Origin of the sequence: Ruegeria sp. HKCCD7296, from assembly GCF_013110775.1 — a bacterium.
In the GTDB taxonomy this organism is placed as follows: domain Bacteria; phylum Pseudomonadota; class Alphaproteobacteria; order Rhodobacterales; family Rhodobacteraceae; genus Ruegeria.
The window spans coordinates 111,183-128,546 of the sequence record NZ_WVRF01000012.1 but is presented as its reverse complement, the minus strand read 5'-3'; the positions used below and the strand labels follow the sequence as shown (position 1 = coordinate 128,546).

Here is a 17,364-nt window from a genome sequence, read left to right as displayed (position 1 = left end):
CTTACAAGTTCGTATAGATCGGGAAGCGTGCGCAGAGTTCTGCGACTTCGGCTTTGACCTTTGCTTCGACGGCAGCGTTTCCGTCTTCGCCATTGGCAGCCAGGCCGTCGACCACTTCGATGATCCAGTCGGCGATCTGGCGGAACTCGGTCTCGCCAAAGCCGCGGGTGGTGCCGGCGGGTGAGCCCAGACGGATGCCCGATGTCACGGTCGGCTTTTCAGGGTCAAACGGCACGCCGTTCTTGTTACAGGTGATATGCGCCCGGCCCAGGGCTTTTTCGGTCGCGTTGCCCTTCACGCCTTTGGGACGCAGGTCGACCAGCACCACATGGGTGTCGGTGCCGTGGGTCACGGTGTCCAGACCGCCCTTGATCAGTTGATCCGACAGCGCCTGCGCGTTGGTGATGACCTGCTGGATATAGGTCTCGAACTCGGGGCGCAGCGCCTCACCAAAGGCCACGGCCTTGGCCGCGATCACATGCATCAGCGGGCCGCCCTGAATGCCGGGGAAGATGGCCGAGTTCACTTTCTTGGCGATCGCCTCGTCATTGGTCAGGATCATGCCGCCGCGCGGGCCGCGCAGGGTCTTGTGCGTGGTCGTTGTGGCCACATGCGCGTGCGGGAAGGGGCTGGGATGCTCGCCTGCCGCGATCAGACCGGCGATATGGGCCATGTCCACGTGCAGATAGGCGCCGACCATATCGGCGATCTCGCGCATGCGGGCAAAGTCGATGGTGCGCGGGATGGCCGAGCCGCCGGCGATGATCAGCTTAGGCTGGTGCTCTTTCGCCAGCGCCTCGATCTGGTCATAGTCGATCAGGTTGTCCTGCTTGCGCACGCCGTAATGCACCGCGTTGAACCACTTGCCCGATTGGTTCGGGGCCGCGCCGTGGGTCAGGTGGCCGCCCGCATCCAGGCTCATGCCTAAAATGGTGTCTCCGGGCTTGATCAGCGCCTGGAACACACCCTGGTTGGCCTGGCTGCCCGAGTTGGGCTGCACGTTGGCAAATTCACAGCCAAAGAGCTGCTTGGCGCGGTCGATGGCCAGGTTTTCGGCGATGTCGACGAACTGGCAACCGCCATAATAGCGCCGACCGGGATAGCCTTCGGCATATTTGTTGGTCATCACCGAACCCTGCGCTTCCATTACGGCGGCAGAGACGATGTTCTCGGAGGCAATCAACTCGATCTCGTCGCGCTGACGGCCCAGTTCCGACGTGATCGAGCCAAAAAGCTCAGGGTCGCGGTCAGACAGGGATTGGGTGAAAAATCCGGTGTCACGAAGATTGGCGTTCATGGGCGCTCCACATGGCTGGGTGAAATCTTGCGGATTTCCTATCGGAAACGTTGCTTCTCCAAAAGGCTTAAAGCGACGAATTTCTAAGCTGGCGCGTCAAGACTGGCCTATTGGGGAAAGGTATGTTTGTTTCGGAACCAAATGCGTAGGACCGGAAACCGTAAAATATGAAAAAGAGAATCGCCTTTCTTGCCAGTGAGGTCAAAGTGGCGCAGACGGCCCGGGATGCTCTGGTGGCTAAACACGGAAACGCTGCACCGCGCGACGCAGATGTTGTGGTTGCTCTCGGCGGGGATGGCTTCATGTTGCACACCCTGCACAACATGCAGCATCTCGACACACCGGTATACGGTATGAACCGGGGCACGATCGGCTTTTTGATGAACGAATACCACGAAGACGACCTGATCGCGCGTCTCGAGGATGCCGAAGAAGAGGTTATCAATCCGCTGGCGATGCGCGCAATGGATCAATCAGGCAAGTTGCACGAGGCGCTGGCCATCAACGAAGTGTCGCTGTTGCGGGCTGGCCCACAGGCTGCAAGGCTGAAGATCAGCGTTGACGGTCGCGTGCGGATGTCGGAACTGGTGTGCGATGGAGCCCTGCTGTCGACACCCGCCGGATCGACGGCCTACAACTATTCGGCACACGGGCCGATCCTGCCAATTGGTTCGGACGTTTTGGCGTTGACTGCGATTGCCGCGTTCCGTCCCCGCCGTTGGCGTGGCGCGCTGCTGCCCAAGATCGCAAAGGTTCGATTCGACGTTCTTGATGCCGAAAAGCGCCCGGTCATGGCGGATGCCGATTCCATTTCTTTCCCGGACATCGACTGGGTCGAGATCAGGTCGGAGCCGGCAATAGCCCACCGCATTCTATTTGATCCGGGCCACGGGCTCGAAGAACGCCTGATTTCTGAGCAATTCACATAAAAGCTGGCCGCCGTGCACTTTTTTTCGGTTTATGTGAACCAGTTCACATGGAATTGATTGCCGTTTTAGTAATCTCAACTTGCCTGGAGAACACGCCAAGGTGGGAGTGAGTGGCCACCTGAACGGCGTTTTCGAATGATTGTGCAAATTTTGCGCTGGCGAGGGTGGGTGGTGCTACGCTCGTCATCAGATTTCCGGGCTTATTTTAGCAGTTGGACCTCGGGCACAATGACCCGGGGTCTATTTCTTTTTGGAGCCAATTATTCGCTTTTCATTTGATCCCAAAGCGCGGTGCACATTTGACCCACGCGGGTTTCGATTGCCGCAGCGGCGTCTACCGCCAGATCTTCGCGCCATCGCTGCGCTGCAATTTGAACATTAATCGGTTGTGGTCCCTTCGGCAGATCGGCCAAGTGCGCGGGTACGCAGGCTGCCGGAAGCCCCAGGAAGTTCATCGCGTAAGAATACACCGCGCAGCCCAGAACCTCATGCACGCCTTCAGCCCCTTCCGTATCGCGGTCGGGCTTGAAGAAGGGCTGCGGCAAGAAGGGTGACAAAACCAGCGGATAATCTTGCATGAACAGCGACCATTCGCGCGCGTAGTGGCTGCGTTTGGCCAGCATTTTTACCAGCTCGGTTTCGACGATCGGCGGGAATTCCTGAAAGTAGACGTTGAAAATCTCTTGGATGGTTTGCGAACCGGCCGCTTCGATATCCGATTTCATCAGGGTCAGCACTTCGCCCATAAGTGCGCGATAACCGACCCGCCCACATTCGAAAACGTCCGGCGGATCGACCTCATCTACGGCATAGCCAGCATCAACCAACGCGTCGCGCGCCGTATCAAGGGCCTTTTCGACTTCGGGATGCAGAGCATAGCCAAAAGTGTTTTTCGTGAATGCCACCTTGATCGGACCAGCCGGGGATTCACCGCGCCAAGGCATTGGCACATGGAATGGGTCGCGCGCGTCTGCCGAGATCAGGCTGGGCATCGAAAGGTGCAAATCTGCTGCAGTCCGGGTAATCAGGCCCTGAACAGACATTGACTGGGCCAACAAGCCGCGCTCGACCTTTTGGCTTGGGTTCCAGGCGGGAACACGCCCCAGCCCTGGTTTCACTGTGACCGCCCCGTTGGCAGCTGCGGGAAAGCGCAGGCTGCCGCCGATATCATTGCCATGGGCCAGCGCCCCGATACCTGCCATCACGGCCGCGCCCGCTCCGCCCGATGATCCGCCGGGTGAGATATGGCTGCCCCATGGGTTATGTGTGCGCCCGTAAAGCGCGTTGTCCGTATCGGCCCGAAACGAGAACTCCGGCGTGTTGGTTCGCCCGATTACAATGGCCCCAGCCTTTTGCAGATTGCTGACAACCGGTGCGTCATCCGGCGCGATGACGTCTTTCAATGCCACGACGCCGTTGGTGGTAGCGTGACCTTTCTGATCCACATTCACTTTTATCGTGACCGGTACACCATGCAGTGCTCCGCTCGGTTGCCCGCTTGCACGCGCGTTATCCAAGAAATGTGCACGTTCCAACGCCTCTGCGCGCAGATCTTCGACCACGGCATTCAGGTCGGGGTTGACTGCATTCATCCGGTCAATCGAAGCCTGTACAACCTCAGTCGCACTTAGATCACCGCGTCGCGTCAGGGTGGTCAAGTCTGTGGCGCTGAGACGCCAGATGTCGGAATCTGTCATGGGCCCTCACTGTGTTACAGCGACAGTAGGGGGCTTTGTTCCGGTTGCAAGGGCAGACGTGAAAAGGGCGGCCTGCGCCGCCCCAAGATCACTTTGCGTAACCGATTGTTTGTAAGGCGTCCTTGATTTCATCAAGGATGGCAGGATCGTCGATGGTAGCAGGCATTTTATAGTCCTGACCGTCAGCAATCGAAACCATCGTGCCGCGCAGGATCTTGCCCGAACGGGTCTTGGGCAGCCTGTCGACGATCACTGCCAGTTTGAAGGCTGCAACGGGGCCGATCTTTTCGCGCACCATCTTGATGACCTCCTGAACCACATCACCGTGGTCCCGGTCGGCGCCGGCATTCAGGCATAGGAACCCGACAGGCATCTGACCCTTCAACTGATCCGATACACCGATCACAGCACATTCGGCCACGTCCGGGTGGGCGGCCAGAACCTCTTCCATCCCGCCGGTCGAAAGGCGATGACCCGCCACGTTGATGACATCATCAGTTCGCGCCATGATATAGAGGTATCCGTCCTCGTCGATCATGCCTGCATCGCCCGTTTCATAGTAACCGGGGAAGTGCTCCAGATAGGATTTCTTGAACCGTTCCTCTGCGTTCCAGAGGGTCGGCAGCGTGCCCGGAGGCAACGGCAGCTTGACCGCAATGGCGCCCAGTTCTCCCGCTTTCATCGGGTGGCCGCCTTCGTCCAGAATTTGCACGTCATAGCCCGGCATCGGTTTGGCGGGTGAGCCCAGCTTGATCGGCAGTTCTTCGATGCCCAGGGGATTGCCAGCGATGGCCCAACCGGTTTCGGTTTGCCACCAATGGTCGATCACAGGAACGTTCAGCGCATTTTGCGCCCAAATAATCGTATCGGGATCGGCACGTTCGCCTGCCAGATACAGGGCGCGCAAATGCGACAGGTCGTATTTGGCGATCAGTTCACCCTTTGGGTCTTCTCGTTTTACGGCGCGGATCGCCGTGGGTGCGGTGAAAAAGCTTTTGACCTTATGCTCTGATATCACGCGCCAGAAGGTGCCAGCGTCGGGGGTGCCAACCGGTTTTCCTTCGAAAACGATGGTTGTGTTCCCATGGATGAGCGGTGCGTAGCAGATATACGAATGTCCTACGACCCAGCCCACATCGGATGCCGCCCAGAACACATCGCCTGGATCGACGTTGTAGATGTTCTTCATCGACCAGTTCAGCGCCACCAGATGTCCGGCAGTGGGGCGCACAACACCCTTGGGCGCACCCGTGGTGCCAGAGGTGTAAAGGATATAGGCCGGATCGTTACCATCGACCGGTACGCATTCTGCAGGTTCAACGCCGTATTGAAAACCGTGCCAGTTGAAGTCGCGTCCTTCAATCAGTTGAGCAACCTCTTGTTCACGCTGGAATATTACGCAGAATTCTGGCTTGTGATCAGCCAGGTCGATCGCGCCGTCCAGCAGAGGTTTATAGTGCACCACGCGACCGGGCTCCATCCCGCACGACGCGGCGATGATCGCTTTGGGTTTGGCGTCATCAATACGAACGGCCAATTCGTTACTTGCAAACCCGCCGAACACAACCGAATGCACCGCGCCCAGTCGTGCACAGGCCAACATTGCCTCAAGCGCCTCGGGGATCATCGGCATATAGATGATGACGCGATCACCTTTCTCGACACCTTTGGCTCGCAGCGCACCGGCAAGGTTGGCCACACGGTTGCGTAGCTCAACATACGAAATCTCGCGCTTGGTATGAGTGATGGGGCTGTCATAGATGATGGCCGTTTGCTCTCCGCGACCGTTTTCCACGTGACGGTCTACCGCGTTCCAGCACGTATTTACCCGCGCGTCGCTGAACCATTCATACAGTGGGGCATTGTCGTCGAACAACGCTTTGCTGGGTTCTTTTACCCAGTCGATCCCTTTGGCGGCGTCCATCCAGAACGCTTCGGGGTCAGTTTTCCAGCTGTCATAAACGTCCTGATACGCCATCTCGTTCTCCTCACAACGACTTGAATATTGTGTTAGGACCCAGAAAACTTTCGGGCAAGCGTGTCAAATGGCGACGCGTCAGTTTATCGCAAAATATTTGCAGGAAACCGCTGAAGAGGCTGCAAAGTTTTGCAAACCTCTTTTCTGCCAGCGGGAAACAAAGATCTCAAGGTCGAGTTTGCAAATCTGCAAACCCTGCGCTGCAAAAACAGGAACGGGCTACGACTCAACAAAACTCGAAGTGTTAAGCGCGTTTGACTACTGCCGACAGAACAACCTTTAGACGGCCACAAGTTATCGGCCATTCGTAAATTGCTGGTAAACCGCACCCCATTCCAGAGTGCGGTCCGGGTTATCATTGCGATTGCTCAGCCGTAATGCGCAACCGGAGTGCCAGCGATGGCAGCCATATTCAGCAAGCCGCGCGCGGTGATCGACGGCGTTACAATATGAGCTTTGTTGCCCATGCCCATCAGAATGGGGCCAACTTCGATTCCATCAGCTTTCATCTTAAGGATATTGCGCACCCCGCTGGCAGCGTCCGCATGAGCGAAGATCAGCACATTTGCTGCGCCTTCAAGACGCGAAGCCGGGAAAATGCGCGCCCGAAGGTCTCCGTCCAAAGCGGCATCCAGGTTCATTTCACCCTCGTACACGAAATCACGCGGCTGTTGATCCAGAATGTTCAGCGCCGCACGCAGCCGTTTGCCGGACCCTTCGGCTTGATTGCCGAATTGGGATTGCGAACAGAATGCAATTTTGGGCTCGATCCCGAACCGGCGCACGTGCCGTGCCGCACCAATGGTGGTTTCGGCCAGCTCTTCAGGGGTGGGCAATTGACGAACATGGGTGTCGGCAATGAACAGGGGCCCGTCTTCCAAAATCATCAGGGACAACGCACCATGCGGACGCAGGTCGCCATCGTCCAAAACCTGTTCGACATAATTCAGGTGCCAGCGATACTCGCCGAATGTACCGCAGATCAGACTGTCCGCTTCACCGCGATGCACCATAATGGCGCCGATCGCGGTGGTGTTGGTGCGCATGATTGCCTTGGCCAGATCCGGTGTCACGCCGCGGCGCTGCATGATCTGATGGTACGAGTTCCAGTAATCGTAATAGCGCGGATCGTTTTCCGGGTTTACGATCTGGCAATCCGTTCCAGGGCGTATTGTCAGGCCCAGCTTTTCACAGCGCGCTTCGATCACTTCCGGGCGTCCGATCAGGATTGGTGTCTCTGTTGTCTCTTCCAGGATGGCTTGTGAGGCGCGCAGCACGCGTTCATCCTCGCCTTCGGCAAAAACGATCCGGCGGGATGCGACCGCAGCGGCCTCGAACACAGGGCGCATCAGTAGGGCGGATTTGAAAACGGTCTGGTTCAGCTTTTCTTTGTATGCCTCAAAATCTTCGATTGGTCGTTTGGCGACACCGCTTTCCATGGCGGCCTTGGCTACGGATGATGAAACGACCCCAACCAAACGAGGGTCGAAAGGTTTGGGGATCAGGTAATCCGGGCCAAAAGTCAGTTGTTCACCTTTATAAGCGGCCGCGGCTTCTGCGCTTGTTGTCGCGCGTGCCATTTCCGCGATGCCGTCAACGCAGGCGATCTGCATCTCATCATTGATCTCGGTCGCGCCCACATCCAGCGCGCCTCGGAAGATAAAGGGAAAACACAGTACATTGTTGACTTGATTTGGAAAATCGCTGCGACCCGTGGCTATGATCGCGTCTGGGGCAACGTCGCGCGCGGCCTGTGGCAGGATTTCCGGCGTCGGGTTGGCCAACGCAAAAATTATCGGACGGCTGGCCATTTTTGCAACCATCTCGGGTTTAAGGACATTCGGACCGCTGAGGCCGAGAAACAGGTCTGCTTCTCCGATGACCTCATCCAATGTCCGCAGATCCGAGTTCTGGGCGAACTGGGATTTCTGCGGGTTCATATCCTCGGCGCGGCCTTCATAGACAAGCCCATGAATGTCGCATAACCAGATGTTCTCGCGCTTGACACCCAGTTTCACCAGCATGTTCAGGCAGGCAATCCCCGCAGCTCCACCTCCGGTCGAGACAACCTTAATGGTGTCAAAGGACTTTCCGGCCACGTGCAGGGCGTTTTTGGCAGCGGCCCCAACGACAATGGCGGTCCCATGCTGGTCGTCATGGAACACAGGAATGTTCATGCGCTCACGGCAGAGCTTTTCGACGATGAAACAATCGGGGGCCTTGATGTCTTCCAGGTTGATTGCGCCAAATGTTGGTTCAAGCGCGCAGACGATATCCGCCAGTTTTTCAGGGTCTGGTTGGTCGACTTCGATATCAAAGCAATCGATGCCTGCGAATTTTTTGAACAGGACGGCCTTGCCCTCCATCACCGGCTTGGACGCAAGCGCCCCGATATTGCCCAGCCCCAGAACCGCTGTGCCATTGGACACCACCGCGACCAGATTGCCGCGCGCAGTGTACCGTTCTGCATTTGCTGCATCTGCCTTGATCTCAAGGCTGGCCTCGGCCACGCCGGGCGAGTAGGCGCGGGCCAGATCGCGCCCGTTGGCCATCGGCTTGGTCGCCTTGATCTCAAGCTTTCCGGGTTTGGGATGGGCATGATAATCAAGCGAAGCCTGTCGCAGGCTAGGGGTGTCGGACATCGGCGTTTCTTCTCCCTGAAAAATTTAATTTAACCTTAAACTATTTCTTTTGGCTTGGCTACGTTGCGTCACTTCGGCGAGTTGTCGCAACCGTGAAGTGTATAAAGCTTGATTTTTGTCACAAAACATTTACGTCTAGGCAACTTTGCAACCCATAACACCACTCAGGCAAGAACAAGCAGTTATGACAATCAAGTTTAATGAGCAGGTCGGTGGCCTGTCCTACGGCTTTATGTCGCGTGCCCAGTATGCTCGGCTGGCGCTGTGGGGTTCAGCGTTGTTGGCGGGTGCTCTGGTCAGCGTTATTCTTGTGTGGCCCGAGTTCGCGGCGAAGTTCAACCACGAAGGCGGCCCGATAGAAACAGTCTCGGCCGCAGGTTTGTTTGTCGCGGGTCTTGCGGCGCTGTGGGGGTACCGGGGCGTGACCCGTGCCTATATCGGCCTCACATGCCTTTTGCTTGCTGAGCGAGAGTTAGAGGCTGACATCTATTCCGAAGGAAGTCTGCCATTTGCGATCCTTCATGGGTTGGACGTGTTTCTGGATATCGTATGGGTCAGGGTTGCGCTGATCCTGTTGGTGCTGGGCGGTGCGATCTGGCACGGCATTCCAACAGGGTGGCGTGCGTTCAAGCAACGCAACCTGTCATTGATTGTGTTCGTTGCGGCGGGATGCGCGGCCGTGATTGCTCAGCTGTTGGAAGAATTTGTCGGGCTGTACAGCGGTGCCTTGTCTGACCTCATGCAAGTGCGGCTTTTTGTTCTGGAAGAAACGCTCGAGATGTTCTTTTCGATTGGCCTTTTGGCCTCTGTTCTGATCGGATGGCCGAAAACACAATCCAACGGAACGCCCCATGACCAAGACAGCCGAGCCATCGCAGACATACGCTGAATTTCGCCTGCCCACGCAAGAGCTGCGTGACGACATCCCCTTTTACACAAAGACGTTGGGGATGAAGATGGACATGATCTATCCCGCAGACGATCCGCGCATTGCGGTGTTCTCAGGGCATGGTTTGCGGTTGCGCATCGAAAAGGATGCACCTGAAAGCGCCGGAACGCTGCGTATTCTGACCGATGACCCAGAAGGTTTCGCCAACGGTGAACGGGTTCTTGTTGCGCCAAACGGGACCCGTGTCGAAATCGAAGAGCGTAACCCGCCGCTTGTGATGCCTGAAACGGTTCATTCCTTTGTGGTGCGCAGGCTAAAGGATCAGGCTCCTTGGATTATCGGGCGCGCCGGAATGCATTACCGCGATCTGGTGCCGGATCGGCTCGGCGGTTCAATCATCGCAAGCCATATTCGTATTCCAGACGGCGGCCCCGTGCCTGACATGGTGCATTTTCACAAGGTTGGGTTTCAACTGATCTTTTGCATCCACGGTTGGGTCGATGTGGTCTATGAAGACCAGGGCGAAAAGATGCGGCTGACGGCTGGCGATTGCTTTATCCAACCACCGGAAATTCGCCATCGCGTGCTGGAAGCATCCGACAATGTTCAGGTCATCGAGATCGGTGTGCCGGCAGAACATGTCACGGAAATCGACCATGACATGCAGCTCCCAACCCCGCATTTTCGTCCCGATCGGGAATGGCAGGGGCAACGCTTTGTCTACAATCAGGCGAAGGATGCCGAATGGGTGCCGTTCCGTTTGCCAGGTTACATCTGCCGCGACACAACGATTGCCGAAAACACTAAGGGGGTCGCCGGGGTTCAGGTCGTGCGCAAAGGGCAGGGTGAACCGGAATGGGCCAGCCATGACACCGATATCCATTTCACCTTCGTGATGGACGGCCAAGTTGCGCTGGAAGGCGAAGGTCGCGAACCCTACCGGCTGGAACAAGGGGATGCTTTTGTCATTCCACCGGGCATGCGTACGCGTTTGTCCGCACCATCGGATGATATGGAATTGCTGGAAGTCACCTTGCCCGGTACCTTCAACACAACACTGGGGTGACTGAAAAACAAGGTAAGGGGGCTTCTATTCCCCCGCCTTTTTCCGGTAGGGTCCAATTTTCTGACCAGATGATCAAAAATGAGGAATCGCCATGTCGCTGAAAGACGCTGCCTTGTCCGTCCGGGAAAACGCCTATGCGCCTTATTCGAACTTCAAGGTAGGCGCGGCGCTGCGGTCTTCCTCGGGTCAGATTTATTCTGGTTGCAATGTCGAGAACGTCGCATACCCTGAAGGCACCTGTGCCGAGGCCGGTGCGATTGCCGCGATGGTTGCCGCAGGCGAACAGCACCTCACTGAGGTCTATGTGGTCGCCTCGAGCCCGCAACCCGTGCCGCCTTGCGGTGGTTGCCGACAGAAACTGGCCGAGTTCGGCAAGCGTGATGTGAAAGTCACTTTGGCAACCGTGGATGGTGCCGAGTTCGAAACCACCATCGGAGAATTGCTGCCTGGCGCGTTTGATGCCTCTCATATGGAAGATGTCTGACGCATGGATGCCCGTTCGATCATTGCAAAGCTGCGCAGGCTTGAGGTGCCGGGGCGCGAAGAATTGATCTGGTTTGCACAGGGGCTGGCCGATGGCAGTGTCAGCGACGCGCAGGCCGGGGCCTTTGCCATGGCCGTCTGCATGGGCGGTTTGGGCCCGCAGGGGCGCGCGGATTTGACAGTCGCGATGCGCGACAGCGGTGATGTGCTTACTTGGGATGTCGACGGGCCGGTGATCGATAAACACTCGACCGGCGGAGTCGGGGATAGCGTTAGCCTTGTACTTGCTCCGGCGCTGGCGGAATGCGGGGCATATGTTCCAATGATCTCGGGCCGTGGGTTGGGACACACTGGAGGCACGCTGGACAAGCTTGAGGCGATACCAGGTGTCAGCACACAGATCGGGCGGGATCGCCTTGCGCAGATCTTGCGCGATACCGGTGCGGCCATTGTGGGTGCAACGGGGCAGATCGCACCGGCGGACAAGCGCCTATATGCGGTGCGTGATGTAACCGCGACTGTCGAAAGTTTGGACCTGATCACGGCTTCGATCCTTTCCAAAAAATTGGCGGCCAGCCCGGACGCACTGGTTCTTGACGTCAAGGTCGGCAGCGGTGCCTTCATGAAAACGATGGAAGATGCTCAAAAGCTTGCCACAGCATTGACCGAGACTGCAAACGCGGCGGGGTGCCGGACGTCGGCGGTGATTACGGATATGAACCAGCCACTGGCCCCCGCGTTGGGCAATGCCTTGGAAATTGCAGAAGTTATGAAGGTCCTGACCGGATCGCAATCTTCACCGTTGGCAGACATCTCTGCCGAGCTCGGAGGGGTATTGTTGACGGATGCCGGAATGTGCGGGTCGGTCGCGGAAGGACGCGAACAGATCGCCGCAGTCATCCGGGACGGGCGCGCCGCAGAACGGTTTGGTCGCATGATGGCTGCGGTCGGCGGCCCCGTACAGTTTGTCGAAACCTGGGCCCGGTTCCTGCCAGAGGCCAACGTCATCCAAGAGGTTCCCGCCCCCAGGGATGGTTACGTCTCGGCCATCGACGGAGAAGCGCTGGGTCTTGCCGTGGTGGCGCTGGGCGGTGGTCGTCAGGTCGAAAGCGACCAGATCGATCCAGCGGTTGGGATCTCTGGTATTCTCCGGCTGGGGGATCGTGTATCCAAAGGGGCACCCATCGCTGTAATCCATTCAGCACGGGAGGACGCCGCGCTTCGGGCTGCAAAAAGCGTTCTCAGCGCTATTACGATCAGCGATACACCTCCATCGGTTCCTGATCTGGTTCGCGAAAGGATCAGCGTATGACCCGCGCGTTCCTTGTTGTCATGGATTCCGTCGGTATAGGCGGGGCACCTGATGCCAGTCAGTTCTTCAATGGCAGTATTCCGGACACAGGGGCTAATACTCTGGCCCACATCGCACAGGCTTGTGCCGAGGGGCGGGCAGAAGGCGGGCGATCAGGCAATTTGACCTTGCCGCATCTTGACGCATTGGGTCTGGGTGCGGCTGTGCGCTTGGCGTCCGGGGACGAAATTCCGGGGTTGGGCGCAGAACCCACCGGCCTGTGGGGCTGCGCGCGCGAGCATTCGCCCGGCAAGGACACGCCCTCGGGCCATTGGGAACTGGCAGGCCTGCCAGTGCCGTGGGACTGGCATTATTTTCCAGACACGGTTCCAGCCTTTCCAGCGGACCTGAGCCGTGCCGCGGCTGAAGCGGCAGGGACCGAAGGCGTCCTTGGGGATTGTCACGCTTCGGGCACTGCGATCATCGCCGAGTTGGGTGCCGAGCACATGCGGACCGGTTGGCCGATCTGCTACACCTCTGCCGACAGCGTGTTTCAAATCGCTACCCACGAAGAAAGCTTCGGGCTAGACCGGCTGCTGGACATGTGCCGCACGCTCGCGCCGCGATTGCATGAGATGAAAGTGGGTCGTGTTATTGCGCGCCCCTTTATCGGCACGCCAGAGACTGGCTTTGAACGCACGACCAATCGCAGGGATTTCGCTATTTTGCCGCCCGCACCAGTGCTGACCAATTGGGCACAGGATGCGGGACGGAAGGTGCACGCCGTGGGCAAGATCGGCGACATCTTTTCGATGCAGGGCATCGACACGCTGCGCAAAGGATCTGATGCCGAATTGATGCAGCACCTGTCTGATCTCGTGGACGAGGCGGAAGACGGCAGTCTGACCTTCGCCAATTTCGTAGAATTCGACAGTTTGTATGGCCATCGCCGCGACATCAGCGGTTATGCCCGCGCGCTTGAATGGTTCGACCGGGAAATCGGGAAGATTCTGGCGAAACTCCGCCCTGGAGACCTGTTGCTGCTGACCGCCGATCATGGCAATGACCCCAGCTGGACCGGAACGGATCACACGCGTGAACAGGTGCCGGTTCTGATTGCAGGGCAGGGCGCGGGGAAGATCGGACAAGTGGATTTTGCCGATGTCGCCGCCAGCATTGCTCATCACCTGAACATTCCGGCGCAAGGGCCGGGTAGGAACTTTTTATGAACGTCGCCGACCTTCCAAAAATCGAACTGCACCTGCATCACGAAGGCGCAGCGCCTCCGGCATTCATCCGTCAACTCGCGCATGAAAAGCGCGTGGACCTGGGCGGTATCTTCAAGTCGGACGGATCTTATGATTTCCGCGACTTCGCGCATTTCCTGAGCGTGTACGAGGCCGCTTGCGAAGTTTTGAAAACGCCCGAAGATTTTCGACGGCTCACTTTGGCCATTCTGGAAGAAAGCGCCGAGAATGGTGTGGTTTATTCCGAGACTTTTCTCAGCCCGGATTTCTGCGGTGGCGGCGATCTGCACGCGTGGTGCGATTATCTGAACGCCATCCAGGATGCCGCAGACGAGGCCGAGCGCAAGTTTGACATTACGCTGAGGGGCGTGATCACCTGCGTGCGCCATTTCGGCCCCGAACAGGCCAAGCGCAGCGCCCAATGTGCAGCTGAGACCGCTGGCGACTGGATCACCGGGTTCGGTATGGGCGGGAACGAATCCATCGGTGCGCAAGGTGATTTCAAATGGGCCTTCGATTGTGCGCGCGAAGCCGGTCTGCGTCTGACCACACATGCGGGTGAGTTCGGTGGCCCTGACAGCGTGCGCGATGCCATCCGTGATCTGGGGGTCGAACGCATCGGTCACGGCGTTCGCGCCATCGAAGACCCCGACCTTGTTCGCGAATTGGTGGATCGGGACATCACTCTTGAAGTCTGCCCAGGGTCGAATGTGGTTCTGGGCCTTTTCCCGGATTTTGCAGCGCATCCGATCGCACGCTTACGCGACGCAGGCGTAAAGGTCACGGTGTCCACAGACGACCCTCCGTTCTTTCACACGACCATGCGGCGGGAGTATGAGATGTTGAACGCAGCTTTCGGCTGGGAGGCCAAGGATTTTGCGACACTGAATGAGATGGCCCTGAACGCGGCCTTCTGCGATGAAGATACCCGTACGCGGGTCAAGAAAAGACTGGAGACATCATGAGCGAACACCTGACCGTCGTCGATCACCCGTTGGTTCAACACAAACTGACGCTCATGCGAGACAAGGGCACCTCAACGGCTGAGTTTCGGCAGTTGCTGCGCGAAATTACGCTTTTGCTGGCTTACGAGGTCACGCGCGAAATCCCGTTGACCACGCGCCATATCGAAACGCCGATGGAAGAGATGGACGCCCCGATCCTAGCGGGCAAGAAGATGGCTTTGGTGTCAATCCTGCGCGCAGGAAATGGGATGTTGGATGGGGTTTTGGAACTTGTGCCCTCCGCGCGCGTTGGCTTTGTCGGGCTGTATCGCGACGAAGAAACCCTGAAGCCCGTACAGTACTATTTCAAGGCACCCGAAGGCCTGAAAGACCGTTTGGTCATTGCCGTGGATCCGATGTTGGCCACCGGCAACAGTTCGGCCGCTGCCATTGATCTGCTGAAAGAGGCGGGCGCAACGGATATCCGCTTCCTTTGCCTGCTGGCGGCACCCGAAGGTGTGGCGCGAATGAAAGAAGCGCACCCGGATGTGCATATTGTCACCGCTGCACTGGACCGCGAGTTGAACTCGAAAGGCTATATCATGCCGGGCCTGGGCGATGCGGGCGACCGCATGTTCGGCACCAAATAAGCCTGATTATTCGCCGCAAATGTTCTGAAGTCGGACCCAGTCGCGGTCCGGCAAAACTTGTTCAAGGGTGCGACCCGCCATCGGGTCCGCCTCGATCAGTCCCAAGACAGTTTCACCTGATATATCTCGGGCATATGCATAAGGCGTCGAGGGCAGGGCGGCTTGTGCAAAGACCGCCAAAAGCTGGTCATCCAAAAGCGAAGGCCGAGGGTCTGATACAACTTGTTCGGTGTAGTTGTCGATGATGGCAGGCGTCAGTCCGCCGGTTGTCAGCAAACGGAAGGCCGAAGATGCACCGGTTCGATCCAGAAGATCATCAAGCGGGTCCGTCTGTTCCATGCGGGCGCGTTCCGCGATGACATAACCCGCGGCGACGGCAGGGTCTTCATAGTCTTCCACCAACGATTTGTTCAACACAACCGTGCCGCCGGGAAGGCTCAGACTGTCCTGTACGCCTGCAGGCAGGATAATGATCTGGCGTACACCAGTCCGCTTGGCCAGCCGATCCAGCGTCCCCTGCGCATCCACCGAAGAACAGGCGCGCCCTGAGACACGTTCGATCCTGTGCAGTATGGTCTCACCGATTTCCTGCCGTTTTACCTGAGGAACGACGGAAACGACGTGGCTCTGCAATGCGCCGGGCAACCAAAACAGCAGCAGGGCCAATACAGCGACAACAACGCCCCCGACACTCAACCACCGCAGACGACCGGGGTGCGGGCGCGCGCGATCAATGGCGCGTTGCAAGCGGTCAATGGCGTCCAGCATAGTGGTTTCGGTTTCCGCCAGTTCCAGCGTTTCGTCCGGGTCGCCGTCGGGGTTGAAAACGGCCGGAAAAGACCCTGGGTTCTGTCGTTCCAGTGCAGCCAAAGACCAATGGGTCAAGGCCCTGTCATTGAAGTCGGAAATCGTCAGAGTGGCTTCACCGATCGATACCACAACCTCTCGCCGCTGTTCATCGGGCGAAGGGCGCCACAGACCGGTGGCTTCGATCCGCTGGTACTTTTTCAGGGCCGTCATCTTGATGGGGTCTGCTCAGAATTGTTTTGCTACAGCTTAGCATGGTGCATTCGTTAGGCGCAAACCTGTTGCGCAGCTAAAGCAAAATGTGCTGGATACCCGACAAGAAAAAGTCCCAGAACTTTGATCGCAATCGAGGCACTTACATGCAGGATCATTCAACAACTTCGCCGGTTTTGGCTTCGGGTTTGATGATTGGCTCCATGGCGATCATTGGCGTGATCGACAATGTGGTGGTGCTGTTGGCCGAAACGGTTGGCTTGTGGCAGTTCCACCTGACCCGTGCCTTGCTGATGTTTCCATTGATCGTCGGTCTTTCTGTTGTGGGTTTGGGTCGGCTGCGCCCACGCCGTTGGAGACCCGTCATTTTACGTAGTGTTTTGATGACGGTCGCCATGCTGTGCTATTTTGCATCTTTGGCGATGATGCCCATTGCGCAAGCGTTGGCAGGATTGTTCACGTCGCCGATCTTCGTGCTGTTGATTTCATCTCTGGCGCTCAGGCAGACGATTGGCCCCTGGCGCATTCTGGCCGTTCTGATGGGCTTCACCGGTATTTTGTTGGTGCTGCAGCCAAACCCGAGCGACTTTGATACGCGGACGCTGTTGCCGGTTGTGGCCGGTTTTTTCTATGCGTTGGGCTCGATCCTGACACGCACACATTGCTCGTCAGAAAGCACGGTGGCCATGTTGGCGGCCATGGTTATCACATTGGGCACAGCCGGAGCGATCGGCGCCATGGCTTTCACGCTTTCCCCTTTTGACACTCCTGACGGACCGGAAGGCTTTGTCACGCGGGGCTGGGTTTGGGCATTCGGACCTGCGATGCTTTGGATCGGTATCCAGGCCGTTGGTTCGACGGTCGCGGTCTTCATGTTGATCAAGGCGTATCAGGTGGGTGAGCCATCTTATGTGGCTGTCTTCGAGTATTCAGTCATGATCTTTGGCCCGCTTTTTGCTTTTGTAGCACTTGGGCAGTCCATCGGCGTCATGCAAGTTTCGGGCATTGCCTTGATCGCATTGGCGGGCGCATTGTTGGGATGGCGGGCTAAACGCTCTTCCTCCTTGCAAGAGATGGCCTAACGCTCACAAAGGGCCGAATGGCGAGGATTCGCCACAGCCCGCACGGGTCTTTCGTTTCAGAAATGGCAAAAAAGCTCGAATTTACGGAGTGAATGTTTACAAAAATACAAGGGGATGGGGCAAATATTGCTCAAATCAGGCGCAATTAT

Annotated in this window: 14 protein-coding genes; 9 read left to right on the top strand and 5 right to left on the bottom strand. The window is 57.5% G+C overall.

Going from position 1 to position 17,364, the window contains the following annotated elements; genetic code table 11:
* Nucleotide 1: 1 nt before the first annotated feature.
* Nucleotides 2-1,297 carry a serine hydroxymethyltransferase gene (gene glyA, locus GS632_RS15965; protein ID WP_171238223.1) on the bottom strand — a complete coding sequence of 432 codons (1,296 nt, stop codon included), beginning with the start codon at nt 1,295-1,297 and terminating at the stop codon, nt 2-4.
* 167 nt (nt 1,298-1,464) lie between these two features.
* Here glyA and GS632_RS15960 point away from each other — a divergent pair, with 167 nt between their 5' ends.
* On the top strand, nt 1,465-2,226 hold the full coding sequence (locus GS632_RS15960) for an NAD kinase (protein ID WP_171236476.1): 762 nt from the start codon (nt 1,465-1,467) through the stop codon (nt 2,224-2,226).
* 260 nt (nt 2,227-2,486) lie between these two features.
* Here GS632_RS15960 and GS632_RS15955 read toward each other — a convergent pair whose 3' ends face one another.
* The 3 genes from GS632_RS15955 to GS632_RS15945 form a co-directional block, all read right to left on the bottom strand.
* Entirely contained in the window at nt 2,487-3,923 is a 1,437-nt protein-coding gene (locus tag GS632_RS15955) for an amidase family protein (RefSeq protein ID WP_171238224.1), read from the bottom strand.
* 88 nt (nt 3,924-4,011) lie between these two features.
* Nucleotides 4,012-5,901: a propionate-CoA ligase PrpE gene (prpE, locus tag GS632_RS15950; RefSeq protein WP_171177585.1), complete on the bottom strand. Its 1,890-nt coding sequence runs from the start codon at nt 5,899-5,901 to the stop codon at nt 4,012-4,014.
* A 368-nt stretch (nt 5,902-6,269) separates the two neighbouring features.
* On the bottom strand, nt 6,270-8,543 hold the full coding sequence (locus tag GS632_RS15945) for an NADP-dependent malic enzyme (RefSeq protein ID WP_171177583.1): 2,274 nt from the start codon (nt 8,541-8,543) through the stop codon (nt 6,270-6,272).
* Between the two features lie 184 nt (nt 8,544-8,727).
* Between GS632_RS15945 and GS632_RS15940 the strand changes: the two genes are divergently transcribed.
* From GS632_RS15940 to upp, 7 genes are all read left to right on the top strand, one after another.
* Entirely contained in the window at nt 8,728-9,432 is a 705-nt protein-coding gene (locus tag GS632_RS15940; protein WP_171722186.1) for a hypothetical protein, read from the top strand.
* Nucleotides 9,395-10,498, top strand: coding sequence for a cupin domain-containing protein (locus tag GS632_RS15935; RefSeq protein ID WP_171238226.1), 1,104 nt, complete (start codon nt 9,395-9,397; stop codon nt 10,496-10,498). The genes GS632_RS15940 and GS632_RS15935 overlap by 38 nt, the downstream gene beginning before the upstream one ends.
* Before the next feature lie 91 nt (nt 10,499-10,589).
* On the top strand, nt 10,590-10,982 hold the full coding sequence (locus GS632_RS15930) for a cytidine deaminase (RefSeq protein WP_171238227.1): 393 nt from the start codon (nt 10,590-10,592) through the stop codon (nt 10,980-10,982).
* A gap of 3 nt (nt 10,983-10,985) precedes the next feature.
* Nucleotides 10,986-12,293, top strand: a complete 1,308-nt coding sequence (locus tag GS632_RS15925) for a thymidine phosphorylase (RefSeq protein WP_171238228.1) — start codon at nt 10,986-10,988, stop codon at nt 12,291-12,293.
* Nucleotides 12,290-13,501 (top strand): phosphopentomutase, encoded by a 1,212-nt coding sequence (locus GS632_RS15920; protein WP_171238229.1) that lies wholly within the window; start codon nt 12,290-12,292, stop codon nt 13,499-13,501. The genes GS632_RS15925 and GS632_RS15920 overlap by 4 nt, the downstream gene beginning before the upstream one ends.
* On the top strand, nt 13,498-14,484 hold the full coding sequence (locus tag GS632_RS15915; RefSeq protein WP_171722185.1) for an adenosine deaminase: 987 nt from the start codon (nt 13,498-13,500) through the stop codon (nt 14,482-14,484). The genes GS632_RS15920 and GS632_RS15915 overlap by 4 nt, the downstream gene beginning before the upstream one ends.
* Entirely contained in the window at nt 14,481-15,113 is a 633-nt protein-coding gene (upp, locus tag GS632_RS15910; protein ID WP_171177569.1) for a uracil phosphoribosyltransferase, read from the top strand. Before GS632_RS15915 ends, upp begins: the two co-directional genes overlap by 4 nt.
* A 6-nt stretch (nt 15,114-15,119) precedes the next feature.
* On the opposite strand, the gene GS632_RS15905 is transcribed toward upp, so the two are convergent.
* Nucleotides 15,120-16,133, bottom strand: coding sequence for a hypothetical protein (locus GS632_RS15905; protein WP_171722184.1), 1,014 nt, complete (start codon nt 16,131-16,133; stop codon nt 15,120-15,122).
* A 146-nt stretch (nt 16,134-16,279) separates the two neighbouring features.
* Between GS632_RS15905 and GS632_RS15900 the strand changes: the two genes are divergently transcribed.
* On the top strand, nt 16,280-17,215 hold the full coding sequence (locus tag GS632_RS15900; RefSeq protein ID WP_171238231.1) for a DMT family transporter: 936 nt from the start codon (nt 16,280-16,282) through the stop codon (nt 17,213-17,215).
* The last annotated feature ends 149 nt before the right edge of the window (nt 17,216-17,364 follow it).